Origin of the sequence: Actinomyces capricornis, from assembly GCF_019974135.1 — a bacterium.
GTDB lineage: Bacteria > Actinomycetota > Actinomycetes > Actinomycetales > Actinomycetaceae > Actinomyces > Actinomyces capricornis.
The window spans coordinates 1,400,645-1,421,249 of record NZ_AP025017.1; the positions used below are offsets into that span (position 1 = coordinate 1,400,645).

General features: G+C 70.9%; 13 protein-coding genes. 5 read left to right on the plus strand and 8 right to left on the minus strand.

The window, feature by feature from the left end; translation table 11 throughout:
• Window positions 1–4 precede the first annotated feature (4 nt).
• The 7 genes from MANAM107_RS05655 to MANAM107_RS05685 form a co-directional block, all read right to left on the minus strand.
• Window positions 5–1,312: an aminotransferase-like domain-containing protein gene (locus tag MANAM107_RS05655; protein WP_223912233.1), complete on the minus strand. Its 1,308-nt coding sequence runs from the start codon at window positions 1,310–1,312 to the stop codon at window positions 5–7.
• A gap of 349 nt (window positions 1,313–1,661) precedes the next feature.
• Window positions 1,662–3,095 (minus strand): threonine synthase, encoded by a 1,434-nt coding sequence (gene thrC / locus MANAM107_RS05660; RefSeq protein WP_223912236.1) that lies wholly within the window; start codon window positions 3,093–3,095, stop codon window positions 1,662–1,664.
• A gap of 232 nt (window positions 3,096–3,327) precedes the next feature.
• The gene (gene trxA, locus MANAM107_RS05665) at window positions 3,328–3,654 is read right to left on the minus strand and encodes a thioredoxin (RefSeq protein ID WP_223912239.1); all 327 of its coding nucleotides are present in this window, start codon (window positions 3,652–3,654) and stop codon (window positions 3,328–3,330) included.
• 31 nt (window positions 3,655–3,685) lie between these two features.
• On the minus strand, window positions 3,686–4,612 hold the full coding sequence (gene trxB, locus MANAM107_RS05670) for a thioredoxin-disulfide reductase (RefSeq protein ID WP_223912242.1): 927 nt from the start codon (window positions 4,610–4,612) through the stop codon (window positions 3,686–3,688).
• Window positions 4,613–4,692: 80 nt separating this feature from the next.
• A complete protein-coding gene (locus MANAM107_RS05675; protein WP_223912245.1) occupies window positions 4,693–8,895 on the minus strand; it encodes a murein biosynthesis integral membrane protein MurJ in 4,203 nt (1,400 codons plus the stop codon).
• Complete coding sequence (locus MANAM107_RS05680; protein ID WP_223912248.1) at window positions 8,892–11,303, minus strand: DUF6049 family protein; 2,412 nt, start codon at window positions 11,301–11,303, stop codon at window positions 8,892–8,894. The genes MANAM107_RS05675 and MANAM107_RS05680 overlap by 4 nt, the downstream gene beginning before the upstream one ends.
• Complete coding sequence (locus MANAM107_RS05685) at window positions 11,300–11,809, minus strand: NUDIX hydrolase (RefSeq protein ID WP_179901023.1); 510 nt, start codon at window positions 11,807–11,809, stop codon at window positions 11,300–11,302. Before MANAM107_RS05685 ends, MANAM107_RS05680 begins: the two co-directional genes overlap by 4 nt.
• Before the next feature lie 172 nt (window positions 11,810–11,981).
• Between MANAM107_RS05685 and MANAM107_RS05690 the strand changes: the two genes are divergently transcribed.
• The 3 genes from MANAM107_RS05690 (at window position 11,982) to MANAM107_RS05700 (ending at window position 16,493) form a co-directional block, all read left to right on the plus strand.
• Window positions 11,982–13,469 (plus strand): CCA tRNA nucleotidyltransferase, encoded by a 1,488-nt coding sequence (locus tag MANAM107_RS05690; RefSeq protein ID WP_223912251.1) that lies wholly within the window; start codon window positions 11,982–11,984, stop codon window positions 13,467–13,469.
• A 143-nt stretch (window positions 13,470–13,612) separates the two neighbouring features.
• Window positions 13,613–14,794, plus strand: a complete 1,182-nt coding sequence (locus tag MANAM107_RS05695; protein WP_223912254.1) for a Gfo/Idh/MocA family protein — start codon at window positions 13,613–13,615, stop codon at window positions 14,792–14,794.
• Window positions 14,795–14,939: 145 nt separating this feature from the next.
• On the plus strand, window positions 14,940–16,493 hold the full coding sequence (locus MANAM107_RS05700) for a glycoside hydrolase family 36 protein (RefSeq protein ID WP_223912257.1): 1,554 nt from the start codon (window positions 14,940–14,942) through the stop codon (window positions 16,491–16,493).
• Window positions 16,494–16,573: 80 nt separating this feature from the next.
• Here MANAM107_RS05700 and MANAM107_RS05705 read toward each other — a convergent pair whose 3' ends face one another.
• The gene (locus MANAM107_RS05705; RefSeq protein ID WP_223912260.1) at window positions 16,574–18,133 is read right to left on the minus strand and encodes a DUF4832 domain-containing protein; all 1,560 of its coding nucleotides are present in this window, start codon (window positions 18,131–18,133) and stop codon (window positions 16,574–16,576) included.
• 171 nt (window positions 18,134–18,304) lie between these two features.
• On the opposite strand from MANAM107_RS05705, the gene serC reads away from it, so the two are divergent.
• Together serC and MANAM107_RS05715 are read left to right on the plus strand one after the other, a co-directional pair.
• Window positions 18,305–19,384: a 3-phosphoserine/phosphohydroxythreonine transaminase gene (gene serC / locus MANAM107_RS05710; protein ID WP_223912263.1), complete on the plus strand. Its 1,080-nt coding sequence runs from the start codon at window positions 18,305–18,307 to the stop codon at window positions 19,382–19,384.
• A 2-nt stretch (window positions 19,385–19,386) separates the two neighbouring features.
• Window positions 19,387–20,571, plus strand: coding sequence for a phosphoglycerate dehydrogenase (locus MANAM107_RS05715; protein WP_223912267.1), 1,185 nt, complete (start codon window positions 19,387–19,389; stop codon window positions 20,569–20,571).
• The last annotated feature ends 34 nt before the right edge of the window (window positions 20,572–20,605 follow it).

Genomic DNA, 20,605 nt, shown 5'->3' on the forward strand with positions numbered 1-20,605 from the left:
AACCTCAAATCTGGTCGGGTGCGGGTGCGCTGATACCGTGGGCCGGCCGCTCAGGAACAGGTCCGAAGAGCTCCAGGATCTCCAGATCACGTGAAACAACCTCGGAGAGTCTGCGCACCCCTTCGCGGATCTCCGCAGGCTCCGGGTAGCAGAAGGAGAGCCGGAGGTGATCACGGCCATCCCTGCCTCCGGCGTAGAAGGCCGTCCCCGAGACATAGGCGACCAGGTTGGTCACCGCCCGGGGAAGCATCTCCTTGGCATCGACGCCTTCGGGGAGATTGACCCACACGTAGAACCCTCCCGCGGGAACGTTCCATCGGCACATCGGCATGTGCTCCTCCAGGGCCGCAATCATGGCGTCCCGGCGGCCCCTGTACATGCCACGGAAGTCCTCGATCTGTTGGCGCCAGTCGAACTGATCCAGGTACATGGAGATCGAGTACTGCCCCACCGATGAGGGGCACAGGATCGCCGCCTCGGAGGCCAGTTTCATCTTCTCCCGTACTGCAGGAGGAGCCACGGCCCAGCCCACTCGGTAGCCCGGGGCGAAGATCTTGGAGAAGGATCCCAGGTAGACCACGTCCTCCGGCGCGAGAGTCTTCAGCGCCGTGTATGTCTGACCCTCAAAGCCCAGCAAACCATAGGGATTATCCTCAACAATAAGAATGTGGTGTTGACGGCAGATATCGATCACCTGAGGACGCCGTTCCTCACTGAGGGTCACCCCCGCCGGGTTGTGGAAGTTGGGCAGGCAGTAGAAGAACTTGATCCGTCGCCCCTCCCTCTCCAGATTGATGATCCTCTCCTCCAGGGCCTCGGGGATGACCCCGTCGGCATCGATCGGCACCTGCTGCACGTCGGCCTGGTAGGTGGAGAAGATCGACAGGGATCCGACGTAGGTGGGGGCCTCGGCCAGAATGACATCCCCCGGATCGGTGAACAGCTCGGTGATGATGTCCACTGCCTGCTGGGAGCCGGTGGTGATGATGACATCCTCAGGATCGGCGTCGATCCCCTCCAGCGCCATGACCTCGGTGATCTGCTCCCGCAGCAGGGGCAGCCCCTGCCCATTGCCGTACTGGAGGGCCTTGCCACCGTCCTTGCGGATCATGCTGGCGGTGGCCTCCGCCAGGCGGTCGAGCGGAAGGTCCTTGAGATTGGGCATGCCGCCCGCCAAGGAGACCACCTCGGGGCGTGAGGCGACGGCGAAGAGCGACCGGGTCTCCGAGGCACGCAGGCCATGGGCTCGAGCAGCATAGTTGTCGAGCCATGGGTCGAGTCGGTTGCCCTTCCCCTGCGGTGCTTCGCTCATGCGCATGTCCTTTCCTGAGGTCCACTGTGGGCCTGCACGCCAAGTCTGCCACGTCCACCCCAGGCAGTGAGTTGTGCGCGATGCGCGCCAGGAGCGCAGAGCACCTGACCGCCAGCCAGTGGCACCGCCTCCCAGGCGCCTGCCCACTGTTGCTGCGCAGCCCACCCGCCCCACCACTGGCAGGTGAGGGAGCCGGATAAAGTGATTTAGAAGTAAACGGTATCGTCGGGGCCCGATCCCAGGGCTGTCCCGTCCAGGTGGTGGCTCACTCGTATCATCCGTCGATGAGGCCAGTCCGGTGCGGTGCCCACCGCCCCGCCCCGGCACCTCTTGAGGCGGGGAGGCGGGCTCAGGCGTGTATCGCCCGCTGGGCGATGATCGAGCGTAAGGGCTCCTCGGCATTGTCGATGGTCTCGACGCGCTGCGGTAGATCCAGGAGCTCGACGACGCGGCTGTCGACGGCCTGGTGCCCCAGTGCCTCATCAACGGTGTCGGGGAACTTCGCGGCCTTGGCGGTCTCCATGACGAGGGTCGGTACACCGCGCTCCATGAGGCGCAGGGCCACCGTGACGCCGTCGGCCGTATGCGGGTCGATGACGGTGCCGGTGCGCTCATGAACGAGGCGGATCGCGGCGAGCCGGTCGGCGTGGGTCGAGGCGCCGGCCTCGAAGCCGAAGTCCTCGCGCATGCGCTCCACCTGGTCGGACAGGTCCAGGCGGCCGGTGGACTCCAGCTCCGTCCAGCGCTCGACGAAGGCCTCGGGGCCCAGCAGGGTCCACAGGAAGCGCTCCAGGTTGGAGGCCCGGGAGATGTCCATCGAAGGACTGGAGGTCGCCAGGGTCGCCTCCGCAGCACGCGGGGCGTAGACACCGGTGGTGAAGAACTCCTCCAGGACATTGTTCTCATTCGTGGCCAGGATGAGCCGGCGGATCGGCACCCCCATGCTGCGGGCCAGGTGCCCGGCATAGATATTGCCGAAGTTCCCCGAAGGGACGCACACATCAACCCTCTGGCCGGCGCGGCCCCTATCCTCCAGGACGTCGGTGAGGCGCAGCCAGGCCCACACGTAGTAGACGACCTGGGCGGCGATCCGGCCGATGTTGATGGAGTTGACGGCGCCCAGGCTGTGCTCGGCCTTGAAGGCGGCGTCATTGCTGAGAGCCTTGACCAGGGCCTGACAGTCGTCGAAGACCCCGCGCACAGCAATGTTGTGGATATTGGCGTCCTGGAGGGAGTACATCTGCGCCCGCTGCACCGCGCTCATGCGGCCGGCGGGCGAGAGCATGAAGACGCTCACCCCCTCCTGGCCGCGGAAGGCGTGCTCAGCCGCCGAGCCCGTATCGCCCGAGGTCGCCCCCAGGATGTTGAGCACACGCCCCTGCTGGGCCAGCACATAGGGGATGGCCTGCCCCAGGAACTGCATGGCCAGGTCCTTGAAGGCCATGGTCGGCCCCTCGGAGAGCCCCACGAGTGCCAGTCCCTCGGTCCCCTCGCCCAGGTCGAGGGGCGTGAGTGGCACGACCGGAGCGGCGAAGCGCTGCGGCCCGTAGGCGGCGGCTGTCATGGCGGCCAGATCCTCGCGTGGGATGTCGGTGGCGAAGAGCCCGATGACCTCCGCGGCCAGTGCCGGGTAGGCCAGCGCCCGCCACTGCTGGAGCCTGTCGGCGCTGACGGAGGGCATCTGTGCCGGGATGGCCAGGCCGCCGTCGGGCGCCAGTCCCGACAGGAGGACGTCGGTGAAGCCGGCGGGGTCCATGGAGCCCCGGGTGGAGATGTAGTGCATGCCCTGCCCTCTCAGCGGATCGATCGGGGCCATTCTAGGACCCCGCCCTCCGGTCGCGATCATCCCGCGGACCCCGGCCGTGGGGGCGCGACAGCCGGATGGCCGGGGCAGTCTGCGGCGGCATGCGCGAGGGCTCCCGCTCTGCGTGAGCGGGAGCCCCTGGCGGCTCGGTGATGGCCCGCGGTGAGCGCCGACCAGCACCGATCGGATGAGTGCGGCCGGGCCGGCGGTCCTAGCTGAGAACCTTCTCCACCTCGGACTTGAAGGAGGCCTTGGATCGCGCGCCGGCGAACTGGTGGAAGACCTCCCCGTCGCGGACCACCGCGAAGGTCGGGATCGAGCGCACGCCGAAGGAGGCGGCGGCCGAGGGGTTGGAGTCGACGTCGATCTTGACGAACTTGACGCGGTCGCCCATCTCGGTGGCCAGCTCCTCGACCACGGGCGCCATCTGGCGGCATGGCCCGCACCACTCGGCCCAGAAGTCGATGACGACGGGCGTCTCGGACTTCATGACCTCGGCGTCCAGGGTGGCGTCAGTGACGGCGAGAACATCAGACATGGTGCTTCTTCTCCTTGAGGTGGGTGGGGTTTCAGGCCTGAAGATCGGCCAGGTAGTGCTCGGCGTCCAGGGCGGCGCGGCAGCCGGAGCCTGCGGCGGTGATCGCCTGCTGGTAGGTGGGGTCGGCGACGTCGCCGCAGGCGAAGACCCCGGGGATCCTCGTGCGCTGCGAGGGCGCGTCCACGCGGATGTAGCCCTCCTCGTCCAGATCCAGCACATCGGCGACGAGCTCGCTGCGGGGGATCTGGCCGATGGCCACGAACATGCCGGTGGCCTCGACCTGGCGGCGCTCCCCGGTCCTGGTGTCCTCCAGGGTCACCCCGGTCAGGGAGTCCTCGCCCTGGAGCTCGACGACCACCGAGTTCCAGGCGAAGGAGATCTTGGGGTCGTCCTGCGCGCGCTTGGCCATGACAGCCGAGGCCCGCAGCTCATCGCGGCGGTGGACCACCGTCACCGACTTGGCGAAACGCGTGAGGAAGGTGGCCTCCTCCATGGCGGAGTCCCCGCCCCCGACGACGATGATGTCCTGGTCCTTGAAGAAGAAGCCATCGCAGGTGGCGCAGTAGGACACCCCGTGCCCCGAGAGCCGCTCCTCACCCTCCAGGCCGAGGTGGCGGTACTCCGAGCCGGTGGAGATGATGACCGTGCGGGCCTCGTAGACGCCCTCATCGGTGGTGATCCGCTTGATCTCGCCCTGGAGCTCCATGGCGGTGACGTCCTCGTAGCGGACCTCGGCGCCGAAGCGCTCGGCCTGCTCCTGCATCTGGTTCATCAGAGCGGGGCCCATGATGCCCTCGATGAAACCGGGGTAGTTCTCCACCTCCGTGGTGTTCATCAGCGCTCCACCGGCGGTGACCGAGCCGGCCAGGACCAGGGGCGAGAGCTGGGCCCTGGCCGCGTAGATGGCGGCCGTGTAGCCGGCAGGACCGGAACCGACGATGACGACGTCGTGAATCATGACTCTCCTGTGGTGAGGGGCTCGGGCAGTGTCACACGATGTAACCGCCGATGAAACGGCGCTGTTCCCGGTGGGAGGGCCTATTGGAGAGTGATCTCCGAGATAGTGGCCTTGTTGTCCCCGTCTGAGGAGCGCGGCATGTAGGTGACCCAGATGACGATGGAGGAGGTCTCGGTGGGGGTGAGGTCGAAGGAGGTCGTGCCCTGGGTGAACTCGCCCTCGGCCAGCACGGTGCCGCCCTGGGGGTCCTCCGGGCTGGTGGCCCGGATCTGCACATGCCCGCCCTGGCCGGTGCCCTGCATCTCGATGCGCGAGACCGTGGCGGGCTGCTCCAGGATGACCGCGACGCCCAGGCCATTGGCCCCCAGGTCGGGGTTGTTGTGGTACTGGGTGAACCACTCGCGGTCGGTGGCGCCGTCGGTCAGGAGGTGGACCAGCTCGGGGTGGGCGCGATTGCCACTGGGGTCGATCGCCTGCGTGCTGGCCACGGTGATGGGGGCCGGGGGCTCCTCCTGGGGCGCGGGCTGCTCGCCGCCGCCGGATCCGTTGGCCGACTGGGAGGCTGAGGGCACGGTGTCGGCCGCGGCCTGGTCGGGGTCGGTGAAGCTCACGCCCGCCAGGCTCAGGAGGCTGGCCACCGCCATTCCCACGCCGACGACCAGGGCGAGGACCATGACGATGATGACTCCCGTGGTGGTGCGGCTGACTGACCGGGTGACCTCGGGGTCGTCCTCCTCGTCCTCATAGTCATCGAAGTTGACCTCAAAACTGCCGGTGAAGGGCTCGGCCGGAACGGGAGCCGTCGCCGGGGCGGTCTCGGAGACATTGGTCAGGACGCTGGGGATCGGGTTGATCGGGCCGGTGACCTGGACGTAGTCCTGCTCGTGGCCCGCCGGGCCGGCGCTGTCGGCGGAGCCGGTGCCGGGGGCCGGCGCGGCCGCATCGGCCCCCTGGTACTCCGTGCGCTGGAGCCCTGTGGGCTCTGAGGCGGCGTCCTGTCCACGGTTCTGCGGCAGTCCCGCCGTCCCGGAGGGGCCCGGGTCGATGGCCGGCGCCGCGGCGGAGGAGCCTCCCAGAATGGGCTTGCGCGCCGGGACCTCCTGCTTGGCCGGGGAGACGGTGGACACTGCGGCACCGGCACCCGAGCGGCGCAGGCGACCCAGGACCCCGCGGGCGGCGCTGGCCACGGCCGCCGCCCCAGTCGCCGTGGTGGTGGCCGTCGAGGGGCTCGGGGAGGTGGGGGCGGAAGCGGGCTTGGGCTCGGTGGTATACCCCTTGACCGGATCCCAGGTGCCCAGGGCCCGGGCCACCTCGGAGGCCGAGATCGGCGGCTGGCCGCTCCAGGTGCGCACGCACAGGTCGTCCAGCATCGGGTCGATGCCCGAGACCAGGGTGGAGGGCGTCACCGGCACGCCGCCCAGGCGGGGGGCCGAGGGGATCCCAGGGCGCTTGCCGGGCCAGCGCCCGGTCAGGCCGTAGTAGAGGATCTCGACCAGGGCGCGCGCATCGGCGCGGTCGGCGGCCAGCGGATCGTTCCCCGCGATCTTGTTCTCCAGGTCCAGGGCCGCCGACTCGATCCCCAGGCCACTGACCTTGACCTCCCCTCCGGGAAGGACGCGGATGGACTCGGGCGAGAGGTTGAGGTGGTGCAGGCCCCGGCGTGCTCCGGCGTCCAGGGCCTGGGCGGTCTCCCCGATGATGGCGCGCACCTGCGCCGGTGAGATGCCCCGGGAGACCAGGGCGGAGAAGGTGCGCCCCGTCAGAGGCTCGGTGACGATGATCGAGGGCTCGGCGCGCTCGACGTCGTAGACCTGCTGGAGCCGCTCGTCCTCGACCAGGACGGCGCGCGAGGCGGAGTCCAGCACATTGTCCCGATGCACGGAGGCGTCGGTGAGGACCAGGATGGTCACCTCGCGGTCGAGGATCGTATCGACGCCGCGATGGCGCACGATCCGGGGCAGCGTGGTGGACAGGGTTCCCAGGAGCCCGTAACGGCCACTGCCGATAGGGGTCGCCTCAGACATGCGTCTCCTTCCCTGGGCAGTCTGTCCATGAATGTTCGGTGGACCCATCGTAACCGCCTGTGGGCTTTGTACAGGCGCAATGTGACCGGATTGGGAGGAAACCATGAATGATTCCCCAGAATCCGGGGCGCCAGGCGGCGGTGGGGGCGGTGGAACTGCGGCCGGACCGTGAGGTGGCGCGGATCGACCCGCTCCCTGGATGTTCGCGGCAGGCGCAGGGGGAGGCGGCACCATGGTTGCGCGCTGCGCCCCGTAGGCCGGGGTCGGCGGCGTTGCGGGGGTCGGCTGTGCCGACGGGGCCTGGTGCACGGCGGGTGGCGGCACAGCCGCGGGATGGGCGGCCGGCGGCACCCGGGGCGGGAGGGCCGGGGGCAGTGGCGGGTGGGCGGGAGCCTGGGCGCCGGGGTTGGCCGGGGCCGGGCCGGGCGCACTGACGGGGGCGGCGCCGTCGGCCTGGGGCGGCGGGGGCAGGCGCACCGGCGGTGGCGGCGGGGACATCCAGGCGGCCAGGGACAGCAGGGCGCGCCCCGCCGGTCCGGGCAGGAGGCGGCCGATCCTGCCCACGATCCGCGAGACCGGGCGGAAGGCCACCACGATCTCCTCGACGTGGACCACCCGGCCCATGACCAGGTAGATGAGGGACATGATCGCGGCCACCACCAGCACCTGGACCAGCGCCCCCAGGAGCCTGGTGAGGCTGGCCTGGGCGTCGACCGGCCCCATGAGGGCCAGCAGGATGAGTCCGACGATGACCGCCGGGGCGACCGCGATCACCAGGCGCACATGGGTGGCCGTCACCCGGCGGCCGTCCAGGCTCGGCAGGTGGCGGCGGATCAGCGGGACGACGACGACGCAGGCGGCCACCTGGCTCAGGGTGTTGGCCAGCGCCGCCCAGGCCATCCAGTGGTTGGCGGGGGCCGCCAGGTAGGCCAGGCCGCAGATGAGCATGGGCAGGACGCCGGCGACGGTATCGGCGATGAGCAGCCGCTTGGTGTCCTCATAGGCCAGCATGACGCGCTGGGCGGTGAACCAGAAGCCCTGCGGCACGATCCCCAGGGCCAGGAAGACCAGCACCGGGGCGCTGGCCTGGGCCTCGGCCAGGGAGATCGAGGGGGTGAAGACCTGCAGGGCGGGCACCGCCAGGACGCAGATCCCGGCGGTGGCCAGGATGGTGAAGACCCCCGCCGAGCGCAGGCCCAGGGACAGGTCGTCGCGCACTCCCCGGCGGTCGCCCGCGGAGGCCTTCTCGCTCATGCGGGTGAACAGGGCGGTGATGATCGAGGTGACCACCAGGGACTGGGGCAGGATGTAGACCAGGTAGGCGTTGGACCACATCGTCGTGGAGGGCACGATGACATCGGCGTACTCGGGCAGCTCGGAGGCCGTCACCGCCGCCGAGCCCAGGTTGGAGGTCGCCCACGTGCTCAGCGAGACGATGACCACGCCCAGCAGGGCCCACATGGCCACCTTCGAGCTCTGCCCCAGCCCCAGGCCCCGGATGCCGAAGACGATCCTGGGGCGGAAGCCGGAGCGGACCAGGGGGATGTAGAGGATGAGGGCCTGGGCCACGATCCCCAGGGTCGTCATGGCCCCGATGAGGGTGATGCGGCCCGCATCCCAGACCTCGGGCCCCTGCCCGTCGGTGTAGGAGCCGTAGATGCGGAGGTAGGCCAGGATCGAGGCGATGGAGATGATGTTGTTGAGCACCGGCGACCACATGTAGGGGCCGAAGCTCGAGCGGGCATTGAGCACCTGGCCCCACAGGGCGTACAGGCCGTAGAAGAAGATCTGCGGCATGAACCAGAAGGCGAAGGCGAAGGCCAGGCCCTGCCAGCGCCCCGAGGCCAGGGAGGAGGCGTTGATGAAGAAGATGAGCGGGGCCGCCGCCGTCATGATGCAGGTCAGGAGCAGCATGACGGTGGCCGCCGCCGTCAGCAGCCGGTTGACCAGCTCCTCGCCGTTGCGCTTGCGCAGGGCGCGCACGATCTGCGGCACCAGGATGGCGTTGAGGACGCCGCCGATCATCATGTTGTAGAGGTTGGTGGGCAGGTTGTTGGCCGTGTTGAAGGCGTCCGCGGCCCCCGATCCGGTGGCCCCCAGGGCCACCACCATGAGGGCGTTGCGCACCAGGCCCAGAATGCGTGAGACCAGTGTCCCCGAGGCCATGATCGCCGAGGACCGCGCCAGGGAGGCCTGGCTGCGGTTGGCGCTCGGTGAGAGCAGGGAGCGCCGAGGGCGGGCGTGGCGGGGTGTGGTCATGCGGGCTCCTGTGCGACAGGGGGCGGGGCCGTGCGCCGGCCGCGGCGCACGGTGCGCACAACGCCGACCACGAGGATGAGCACCAGGGCGATCCCGATGATCGCGGTGCCCACGGACTCCCAGTCTGCGCGCACCTGCAGGTGCACGGTGGAGGGCGCGCCGACAGGGGTGCCGTCGGCCGCCAGCACCTGGACAGTCAGGTTGACCTCCCCCGAGCCGACGGCGGTCACCGGCATCTTGGCCGTGGCCTCACTGTTGGCGGGGACCTCGACCATGGTGGTGCTGGGGATCTGGAGGCGCTGGCTGTCGGAGATGAGGCGCACCTGGACCGTCGCGTCCTGGTCCAGGGAGGAGGCGATCCTCACCGGCAGGACCGCCTCGGAGTTGATGATGTTGATCGTCGAGGAGGGCGAGGCGCTCAGGGAGGAGGTGACCGTCTCGCCCGCGGCCAGCGCCTGGTCGATATGGGTGCTGCGCGCCTGCGGTGCTGCGCGCCACGAGGCCGAGGAGACGACCGACTCCACATCGTCGCAGCGGCCCAGAGCCGCGGCGGGCTGAGAGAGCACCGAGGCGATCGACGCCAGCTGCCTGCCCGCCTGACGGGCCTGCATGACAGTGGTGCGCGAGGCCTCGGTCTCATCGATGACCTCCTCCTCCGAGGGTGCCAGGCGCTCGACCACGGCCTGACCGCCCTCCTGCCGTGCGCGGTCCATCACATCGGTGAGGTCGCCCAGACTGTGGGCGGAGGTCCACGGGGTGTCGCGCAGCGCGTTGAGGCGAGCCTCGACCGTCGGCGCATCCAGGGCGGAGGCGGCCTGGCGGTCCAGGGTCACCACGAGGCTGCGGGCCAGCACCGGGGCCTGACGGGTGATGATCGCGGTCTGCCCGCGCAGCAGCTGGCGCGAATCCAGGTCACTGAGCTGCTGGGCCTCAGGCGAGGCCAGATCCTCGGGAAGGCGCCCCGAGACTGCCAGGGACAGGCCCTCATCGGGCAGGATGATCGTGCGGTCCTCGAAACTGGTGACCCCCGAGGGCGTGTAGGTCAGATCCTCGGCGGCCGGCATGGAGCCCGGAGGGGCGATGACCGTGGTGGCCGACTCCGGAAGGGCCTCCAGGGTGGCGGCGTCCAGCTGCGAGGACGCCGGCCAGGCCACACCGGCCTGGGCGCCGGCCCCGGCCAGTGTGGAGGATCGGGCGCGCTCATGGGCCAAGGACACCAGGCTGGTGCCACCGGTGTGCGCCATCGCCGCCACATCGACATCATCCCAGGGAAGGGCGATGACCTCGCCGTTGGCGATGGCCCGGGTCAGGGCCGCGGTCAGCTCGGCGATCTCGTCGGCTGAGTCGGCTGACTGGCCCTCCTGCCCTGGGCCCTCCGGCCCCGAGGGGGTGGGCGAGGGCGCAGGCGCCGGGGCGCCGGTGGAGGTCGGGGCCGGCGCGCTCCCGGTGGGCCCGGCACTGGCGGCAGCGCCGTCGTCGGGCGACGGGGAGGGCGCCGCGGGGCTCTGGCCCTGGGGCGGCGGCGCGGTGCCGGCCAGGGTGCCCTGGAAGGAGCTCGCATCGATTCCCAGGGCCTGGGTCAGTGCCGGATCGACCGCCAGGACGACGCCCTTGCCCGCCAGCTCGAGCAGGCCGGTGACGCGCTGACGGATGGTGTGGACGCTGACATCGGTCTCGGCGTCCTGGGCCGGGGGCAGGGTCAGCACGGCGAGCTCCTCGGGAGAGGCCGTCACCGGCACCACCGTGGTGATGGCGGCGGGCTCCACCGAGGCGCCGCTGTCCCAGATGAGGATGCTGCGATCCTGCGCCACCGTGGCGCCGCCGCTGGTCAATGCCACCTGGATGCCCCGCGGCCCCCACTGGTCGGACTCGGACAGGGGGAGCTCCTCGGTACTGAGCGTCACCGAGAAGGCAGCCCTCTGGCCGGGGGCGATCTCCTGCCCCAGGGGCGTGTGCACCGCCTGGGACAGGGCGGTGTCCCGCTCCTCGGAAAGCCACAGGGACAGGGCGGTGGTGGTGATCTCGGTGCGCTCCTGGACCTGGGTGGCCAGGGACAGGCCCGAGACCGGGTCATCGGTGCCGTTGATGATGGTGCCGCTCAGGGACAGCTCGCCGCCATTGCGCAGCACCTCGGGGGACAGGGTCTCCAGGCTCAGTGTCACCTGGCCGGCGACGGGCTCGGCCCGGGCGCCGGCCGGCGCGGGGTCGGCATGGGCATCCGCGATGGTGGACTGGCCGGCCAGGTGCGACTGGGCGCCGGCGGGATCGGAGCGCCCGGTGCTCGGAGCGGGCTCTTGGGGCAGGACTGTGAAGGCCAGGACGAGGCTGAGCACCCCCAGCAGGGCGGCCAGCCTGACCATGGCCCGCACGGGCACCGATCTGCGGGGCCGGTGGCTGAGCAGCCTCATTCATCCCCCACCAGGATCTTGCGGGCCGCGGCGACGATACGGCGCTCGTTGGGGTAGGCCAGGCGGCGCGCGACATCGTCCAGGGCCACCCAGGCCACATCCTCGGCCTCATGGTCGGGGTCGTTGGCCGTGGTCAGGTCACCGCCCATCGCCTCCAGCAGGAAGTGGTGGACGACCTTGTGGACGCGGTGCTCATCACCGGCGAACCAGTAGTCGATGGTGGCCAGGTGGCGCAGCACGCGACTGGTGATCCCCGTCTCCTCGGCGATCTCGCGCACGGCCGCCTCCTGCGGCGTCTCACGGCCCTCCAGGTGCCCCTTGGGCAGGCACCACTCCAGGCGGCCGCCGCGGTTCCTGCGCGCGATGACGGCGGTGAAGGCCTGCCCATTCTGAACATCGACAACCAGGCCGCCCGCGCTGGTCTCATCGACCACGGGCAGGCTGCGTGCACTCGTGCGACCGGCCGGGTCAGCCGTGTGGGTCGTGCGAGTGCGGTGAGTCGGCATAGGGACACTGTAGGTGCTCCGAGGCCCGGGATGCTGGCGCGCCCCGTGTGCGTCTCGGCATGGATGACCCGCCGGCGCGCGACACCGTGGGCAGGGGATGGGCAGGACCCGGGCAGTGCCCGGGGAGTGGACCCTCAGCGGTGGGGCGACCCGGCATGGCAGGCTTGGCCCGATGACTCCACGCCCGAACCCGACATCCCTGCCCGAGGAGCCCGTCGACGCCGGGGGGCTGACGCCCACGGCCCGTACCGCGCTCGCGGACCTGCCGGTGGCCCTGGCCGCCCTGGCCCACGCCTTCACCCGCGCCGGCCATGAGATCGCCCTGGTGGGTGGGCCCGTCCGTGACGCCTTCCTGAGCCTGCCGCCCCACGACCTGGACCTGACCACCTCGGCCCACCCCCAGGACACCGAGGCGATCCTCACCCAGTGGGGGGACGCCTGCTGGGATGTGGGGCGGGCCTTCGGCACCATCGGGGCGCGCAAGGGCGAGGTGGTGGTGGAGGTGACCACCTACCGCACCGAGTCCTACCAGGCCGGCTCCCGCAAGCCTGCCGTGGAGTACGGCAGGACCCTGGAGGGCGACCTGACCCGCCGTGACTTCACCGTCAACGCCATGGCCCTGCGCCTGCCCGACCTCCAGCTCGTCGACCCCCACGGGGGGCTGGAGGACCTGCGCGCCGGGGTCCTGCGCACCCCGGTCAGCGCGGTGCAGTCCTTCGACGACGATCCCCTGCGGATTCTGCGGGCCGCCCGCTTCGCCGCCCAGCTCGGCTTCGACGTCGAGATGGAGGTCATGGAGGCGATGGAGGCGATGGCCCCCCGCCTGGAGATCGTCTCGGCCGAGCGGGTGCGTGCCGAGCTGGAGCGGCTGCTCGTCTCCCCCTGGCCGCGCCGGGGCCTGGAGCTCATGGTCCACACCGGGGTGGCCGACGTCGTCCTGCCCGAGCTCTCGGCCCTGCGCGAGACCGTGGACGAGCACCGCCGCCACAAGGATGTCTACGAGCACACCCTGACGGTCCTGGACCAGGCCATCGACCTGGAGACCGGCCCTCAGGGCCCTGTTCCCGGCCCCGACCTGGTTCTGCGCCTGGCCGCGATCCTCCACGACATCGGCAAGCCGGCCACCCGGCGCTTCCTGCCCGATGGCACCGTCACCTTCCACGGCCACGACCATGTGGGGGCCCGCATGAGCGCCAAGCGCCTGCGCGCCCTGCGCTTCGACAAGCAGACCATCAAGGACGTCTCGCGCCTGGTCGAGCTGCACCTGCGCTTCCACGGCTACGCCGACTCCGGCTGGTCGGACTCGGCGGTGCGCCGCTACGTCACCGATGCCGGCCCCCTCCTGGAGCGCCTGCACCGGCTGACCCGGGCCGACGTCACCACCCGCAACCGGCGCAAGGCCCGAATGCTCGACGCCGCCTATGACGACCTGGAGGAGCGCATCGCCGCCCTGAAGGAGGCCGAGGAGCTGGCCGCCATCCGCCCCGACCTGGACGGGGGCCAGATCATGGCCGAGCTCGGTATCGGCCCCGGCCCGGTGGTGGGCCAGGCCTACCGCTTCCTGCTGGATCTGCGCATGGAGCGGGGGCCCCTGGGTCCGGAGGCGGCCCGTGAGGCCCTGCACTCCTGGTGGGCGGCGCGCCCGGAGCACCGGGACTGACCGGCTCCCGCGCACTTCTCCCCCTTCAGACGCATCTTGGCCGGGTAAGAGCGGGTCAGTCTGCGTCCAGAAGGGGAGATCTGCGCCGTGCCCACCGGCCGGGCCCCGGGGAGATGGGCCGTCGGGCGAGTAGGTTGAGGCGCATGGACCAGCTGCGTATCGGCGTCGTCGGCATCGGGGCGCGCAGCCCCCTGGCCGCACTGGCCGACTCCTCCCCGGTGCCCGCCCGGCTCGTGGCGGCCGTCGACACCGCCCCCGACGCCGCCGCCCGGGCCGAGCGCCTCCTGCCCCAGGGCGTGGAGGTGGCCCGCGATCACCGCCGGCTGCTGGACCGCGGCCTGGACGGCGTCGTGCTGACCACGCCGGACGACACGCACGAGGAGCTGGCCATCGACTTCCTCCAGGCGGGGATCCCCGTCTACCTGGAGAAGCCCCTGGCCATCACCCTGGAGGGCGCCGACCGGGTCCTGGCCGCCGCGCGCCGCACGGGCACCCGCCTGTACGTGGGGCACAACATGCGCCACATGGCGGTGGTGCGCCTGCTCAAGGAGGTGGTCGACCGCGGTGAGATCGGCGAGGTCAAGACCATCTGGTGCCGCCACTTCGTGGGCCACGGCGGGGACTACTACTTCCGGGACTGGCACGCCGAGCGCTCCCGGGTCACCGGCCTGCTGCTGCAGAAGGCCGCCCACGACATCGACGTCATGCACTGGATCGCCGGGTCGGCCACCGCCCGCGTGGTGGGGATGGGCGGCCTCATGGTCTACGGATCCCGGCCCCGCCGCGAGCCCGGGACGAGCGCGGGGATGACGATGAAGGACTGGTTCAGCCACGACCACTGGCCCGCCGATGAGGTCACCGGCCTCAACCCCGTCATCGACGTCGAGGACCACTCCATGGTCATGATGACCCTGCGCAATGGGGTGCAGGCCAGCTACCAGCAGTGCCACTTCACCCCCGACTACTGGCGCAGTTACACGGTCATCGGCACGCGCGGGCGGGCCGAGAACCTCGGTGACGGCGACGGCGGGGTGGTGCGCGTGTGGACGCGGCGCACCGGGTACGCCGAGCACGGCAGTGCCGAGTACCCCATCATCGAGGAGGGCACCGGGCACGAGGGCGCCGACCAGCGGACCATGGACGAGTTCCTGCGCTTCGTGCGCGAGGGCGGGCCCACCGAGACCTCGCCCGTGGCGGCCCGCGAGGCGGTGGCCGCCGGGGCGCTGGCCACCGCCTCCCTGCGCGCCGGCTCCCAGCCCCGGGACGTGCCCGAGCTGGAGGCCGGCCTGGCCGCCTACTTCGAGCGGGGCCAGGTCGAGGCCTGAGCGGCACGCACGGCGGCCCGACCCGCCCGACCCGACTCGGCCGCCGGGGCCGCCCGGGCGGGGGCCGTGTGGGAGGGTGGTGCAGTGACGGCAGGGCCCGCGGGCCCCACAAGGCCCACCTGGGGCGGAGGGACGGACAGCACCCATGATCCACCACATCGAGCTCGCCGGCCGGGCCCTGGCCCTGGCCACCGACGGCACCGTGACGGGCCCTGCGGCCGGACCGGGGATCAGCGCCGTCGCGCATCCCGAGGGCGCCCCCGCAGCGCCGCCGGGAGTGCAGGCCGTGCGCGTCGAGGCCGCGCACCTCAGCCTCCTGCACGACATGCGCGAGGGCGAGGTCTACCGCACCGGCCAGAACTCCTGGTCGCCCTCGGGCTGGCGGCGCCTGGACGAGGCGCCCATGCGGATCGAGGACGATGAGCGCCGTCGTACCGCCGACGACGATGCCTGGGACGATCCTGTGCGGCACCACTCCTCCTGGGTGGCGGTCCTGGAGGACGAGGGAGGCGCCATCCTCGTGGGCTGCCTGGAGGGGCCCACCCCCCGCCTGCGCGCCGACCAGGCCGCCCTGGAGGCCTTCACCGAGACCGGCCGTCCCGCCCAGTGGGTCATCCTGGCGGGCCCGGCCACCGTGGTGCTGCGCGACTACGCCCGAGCCCTCGGGCAGGCGCTGGGGCGCCGTGAGATCAGGCCCCAGAGCGTGTGGTGCTCCTGGTACTCCTACTACGAGGGCATCTCCCAAGAGGCCCTCGATGAGGAGATCCCCGAGGCCGCCGCCCTGGGCTTCGCCACCCTCCAGATCGACGACGGCTGGCAGGCCGCCGTCGGGGACTGGGAGGCGGGACCGCGCTTCAGCCGCGGCATGGCGCATGCCGCCCAGCAGATCCGCCGGGCCGGCATGCGCCCGGGCCTGTGGGTGGCGCCCTTCATCGCCCTGCCCGGATCCCGGCTGCTGGCCGAGCATCCCGAGGCCTTCATCCACGAGGCCGACGGGCGCCTGGCCATCGCCGGATCCAACTGGGGGGCCGACTACCACGCCCTGGATGCCACCCATCCCGTGGCCCAGGACTACGTGCGCCGGACCATCGAGCGCATCGTCAAGGACTGGGGCTTCACCTACCTCAAGCTCGACTTCATCAATGCCGCCGCGGTCCCCGGGGTGCGCCACGGGCAGGCCGACCGGGAGGGGGCCTACCGCATCGGGCTGCGCCTCGTGCGCGAGGCCGCCGGGCAGGAGGCCTTCCTCCTGGGCTCCGGGGCCCTCCTCATGCCCTCCCTGGGCATCCTCGACGCCGTGCGCGTGGGCCCCGACGTGGCCCCCATGTGGGAGAACTACGCTACTGACGACCTGTCCGACGCCAAGGCCTACAACGCCCTGCACGCCGGCATCAACCGCCTGTGGCTCGGCGAGGTCATCGGCGTGGACCCCGACGTCGTCTTCTTCCGCCACCGCCGCAACCTCCTGGACGGCACCCAGATGCAGTGGCTGCGCGACGTCGCCGAGGCCAGCCGCTACCGCTGCCTGTCCGACCAGAGCGGATGGCTCGATGAGCAGGAGCGGGCCGAGATCCGCCAGTGGCTGGCCCGCGAGCCGGAGGAGCTGGAGATCCTGGGGCGCTACCGCTTCCGGCTGGGCGGGCGCACGGTCGACCTCACCGAGGCCATCGAGGGCAGCGCCTCCCCCTACCCGCTGTGAGGGTGTGACCGGCGCCAGGGCCGGTGGCGGAAGAAGACGACGCCGGGCGTGCGCCCCGCGCCCCTCCCGAGGAAGTACACCTAGTCCTCCTCGGGCTCGACGGTCCCCAGGGTCAGGTAGCCCTCCCAGGTGGTGTCCTGGCCGGCACTGGCGAAGCGCAGCGGTGCCCCGTCCTCCATGGGGTTGACCGCCCGCAGCAGCACGGTCGTGGCACCCAGGGTCGACACCTCCCCGGAGAAGGCGACCTCCTCGCCGGGCAGCACCGTGCGCAGATCGCCGTCCAAGGTGGTGCGAGCCACCTCCTGGCCGGCACCATCAAGGGCGATGACCTCCAGGTCCCAGTCGTAGTAGAAGGGCGCCACCCCGTGGTTGGTCAGCTCGACCTCGACCTGCTCCTCATCCATCCGCCAGCGCGTCACCGCCAACTCATAGCCGGTGGCGCGGCTGGCCTCCAGGGCCCGCTCCTGCTGGGTGGTGTCCAGCTGCGCGGTGAAGGCCCAGTTGTTGATCAGCCAACTGGCGTGCGTGGCCCGGATCGAGCCGGGGACGTCGTAGTTGCGCCCACTGCTCATCTCCCGTGCGGCCTGCGGGCAGTCGGAGGGGCTGACCAGGACGCAGTCCTGGATCTCGGGGTAGACCTCCCCGCCAATGGGCTGGGTCTGCCACACGGCGGTCGCACCGGCCCGCTTCATCAGCGACATGAAGTGCCAGTCCGCATTGTCCAGGGTCGCGTAGCCGAAGGAGTCGTCGTGGTAGCCCACCGCATGCTCGGCCGAGGCGGAGGTCGGGTAGCGCGCCAGGGTGGGGGTGGTGTCGAAGGCCTCATCCCATGCCGCCACGAGCGCCTCCTGGTTGGCCTCGGTGGGCATCCAGTTCTCGCCCGAGGGATTGGCCGGTGAGCGCATCCCGTTCATCGGCCAGGTGTGCCCCTCGCCCCAGAATCCCACCAGGCCCTGGGTGATGAAGCCCAGGCGGGGATCGCCGTCGTACTCCTGGCCGAAGGCGCTGATGAAGGAGGTGAGCATCTCCATCATGTCCGGGTCGTTGTAGTCCGGGGAGACCGAGGCGCCGTTATTGCCGTTGACCGTGTAGGAGCGCGTGCGCACCCTGCCCTCCTCGACGAGGTAGTCGGGCAGGGCGCTGGGGCGGCCGGGATAGTCGACGTAGAAGCGCAGCACCGTCTGGTGGCCCCGGGAGGAGATCGCCTCCAGGTGAGCCTCCACGGCCTGCCAGTCGTAGGAGTCAGGCCCGGTGACAACCTCGTTGAGCGGGATGTAGATCCACTCCATCGTGTGGGGCGGGGCGGAGTCCGCCAGCTGCGGCGTCTCATCGGGGTCGGCCGGGGCGAAGGGCATCATCCCCTTGAGCGGGTTGGAGGCGGGGGAGGGCCCCGCACCCACCTCGATCCACGACTCCCGGGGCAGGTAGGCGCGCAGGCCCGCGGCGAAGCAGATGATGGCGGTGATGCTCACGATGGCCACGACGATACGCGGCCTGGTCCACAGTCCGCGCCCTTCCTGCTGCGTGCCGGCGCCCGGCTCCTGCGGGTCGCCCCGGCAGGGGCCGGAGGCGCTGGAACCGGTGGAGTCCCCGGAATCCTGGGATTCCGCGGCGGGGGTGCCGTCGTTCCGTGATTTCATGGGGCCCGTCTCGGTCGGGTCTACTGACACATGGCAGCCTAGCGATTCAGGACCGCCCAGGTCACATGATGATCACGAGCCCCTCGGCCACCACTGTGCGTCACCCGCCCGGTGCGCCTCACTAGGTGGGACTGAATTGCCGCACCCCGCCGAGGCGGCGAAGATGGCCGGGTGCGCGTCTACAACTTCTCCGCCGGTCCCGCCCAACTCCCCCTGCCCGTCCTGGAGCAGGCCCGCGCCGAGCTCACCGATTGGTCCGGCTCGGGCATGTCCGTCCTGGAGGTCTCCCACCGCGGGAAGGACTTCGTGGCCTGTGCCGCCGACGCCGAGGCGACTCTGCGGCGCATCCTGCAGATCCCCGAGGACTACCGTGTGCTCTTCCTCCAGGGAGGCGCCTCCGCCCAGTTCGCCGCCATCCCCATGAACCTGACCGCCGAGGGGGACACGGCCGCCTACCTCCACACCGGCCAGTGGTCCGCCAAGGCCATCAAGGAGGCCAGGGCCCAGGGTCTGGAGGTCGTCGTCGCGGCCGAGGAGTCCGCCTCCTCCTACACCACCACCCCCGTGCCCGGCTCCTACGAGGTCCCCGACGACGCCCGCTACCTGCACTACACCCCCAACGAGACCATCGGCGGGGTGGAGTTCCCCGAGATCCCCGTCGCCGAGGCCCCCCTCGTCGCCGACTTCTCCTCCACGATCCTCTCCCGCCCGCTGGACGTGCGCCGCTTCGGCCTCATCTACGCCGGCGCCCAGAAGAACATGGGGCCCTCCGGCCTGGCCGTCGTCATCGTGCGCGAGGACCTCCTGGGCCGCGCCCGCCCCACCACCCCCGGCGTGCTGGACTACGCCAGGATGGCCGAGGCCGACTCCATGCTCAACACTCCGCCCACCTTCGCTATCTACCTGCTGGGCCTCATCGCCCACTGGATCGAGGACGGCGGCGGCCTGGCCGCCATGGGCGAGCGCAACCGCGCCAAGGCCACGCTGCTGTACGGCGCCATCGACGACTCCGACTTCTACGCCAACCCCGTGGAGGAGCGCTCGCGGTCCTGGATGAACATCCCCTTCACCCTGGCCGACCCATCCCTGGACGCCGATTTCCTCGCCGGGGCCCAGGCCGCAGGCCTGACCAACCTCAAGGGGCACCGCTCCGTGGGCGGCATGCGGGCCTCCATCTACAACGCCATGCCCATCGAGGGCGTGCGCGCCCTCATCGACTACATGACCGACTTCGAGAGGATCAGGGCCTGACCATGAGCGAGACCCCGCAGAAGTACCGCATCCGCACCCTCAATGCCATCTCCGGCAAGGGCCTGTCCCGCCTGCCCGACGAGTTCTACGAGGTGGGTGGCTCCGTCGAGGCCCCCGATGCCCTCCTGGTGCGCTCAGCCTCGCTCCACGGCACCCCCATCGAGGACTCCGTGCTGGCCGTGGCCCGGGCGGGCGCGGGAACCAACAACATCCCGGTCGAAGAGCTCACCCACCGAGGCATCCCCGTGTTCAACACTCCGGGAGCCAACGCCAACGCCGTCAAGGAACTGGTGCTGGCGGGCCTGTTCATCGCCTCGCGCAACCTCATCCCCGCCGCCCGCTTCGCCCACGAGCTGCCGGGCGACGATGCCGAGATCGCCAAGGCGGTCGAGGCCGGCAAGAAGCAGTTCGTCGGCTTCGAGCTGCCGGGGCGCACCCTGGGCGTCATCGGCCTGGGGGCCATCGGGGTGCAGGTGGCCAACGCGGCCCTGGGACTGGGGCTCAACGTCGTCGGCTTCGACCCGGGGATCTCCGTGGAGCACGCCTGGCACATGAGCGCCGAGGTCGAGCGGGCCTCCTCCATGGAGGAGGTCTTCTCCCGCGCCGACATCCTCACCGTCCACGTGCCCCTCATCCCGGCCACCTGCGGACTGGTGAGCACCCAGCGGATCGCCCTGATGAAGGACACCGCCGTGCTGCTCAACTTCGCCCGCGCCGAGATCGTGGACACCGACGCCGTCGTTGCCGCCCTGGACGAGGGCACTCTGCGCGGCTACGTCTGCGACTTCCCCTCCACCGCCGTCCACAAGCACCCCAAGTGCATCTCCCTGCCCCACCTGGGGGCCTCCACCAAGGAGGCCGAGCGCAACTGCGCCATCATGGCGGTGGACTCCCTGCGCGGCTTCCTGGAGGACGGGCAGGTGCACAACTCCGTGAACTTCCCCGAGGCCGTCATGGCCCGCCAGGAGGGCACGCGGCGCCTGGTCATCGTCAACCGCAACGTGCCCAACATGGTGGGCCAGGTCTCCACCATCGTGGCCCAGCACGGCCAGAACATCGCCAACCTGCTCAACAAGTCCCGCGGCGAGCTGGCGGTCACCCTGGTGGATGTCGAGGGCGGCCTGCAGCCCGAGGTGCTCGATGAGCTGCGGGCCATCGACGGGGTGCTCTCGGCCCGGGGCATCTGAGCCCGCTTCCGCCCCCTGGCCCTGCCGGCCCCCG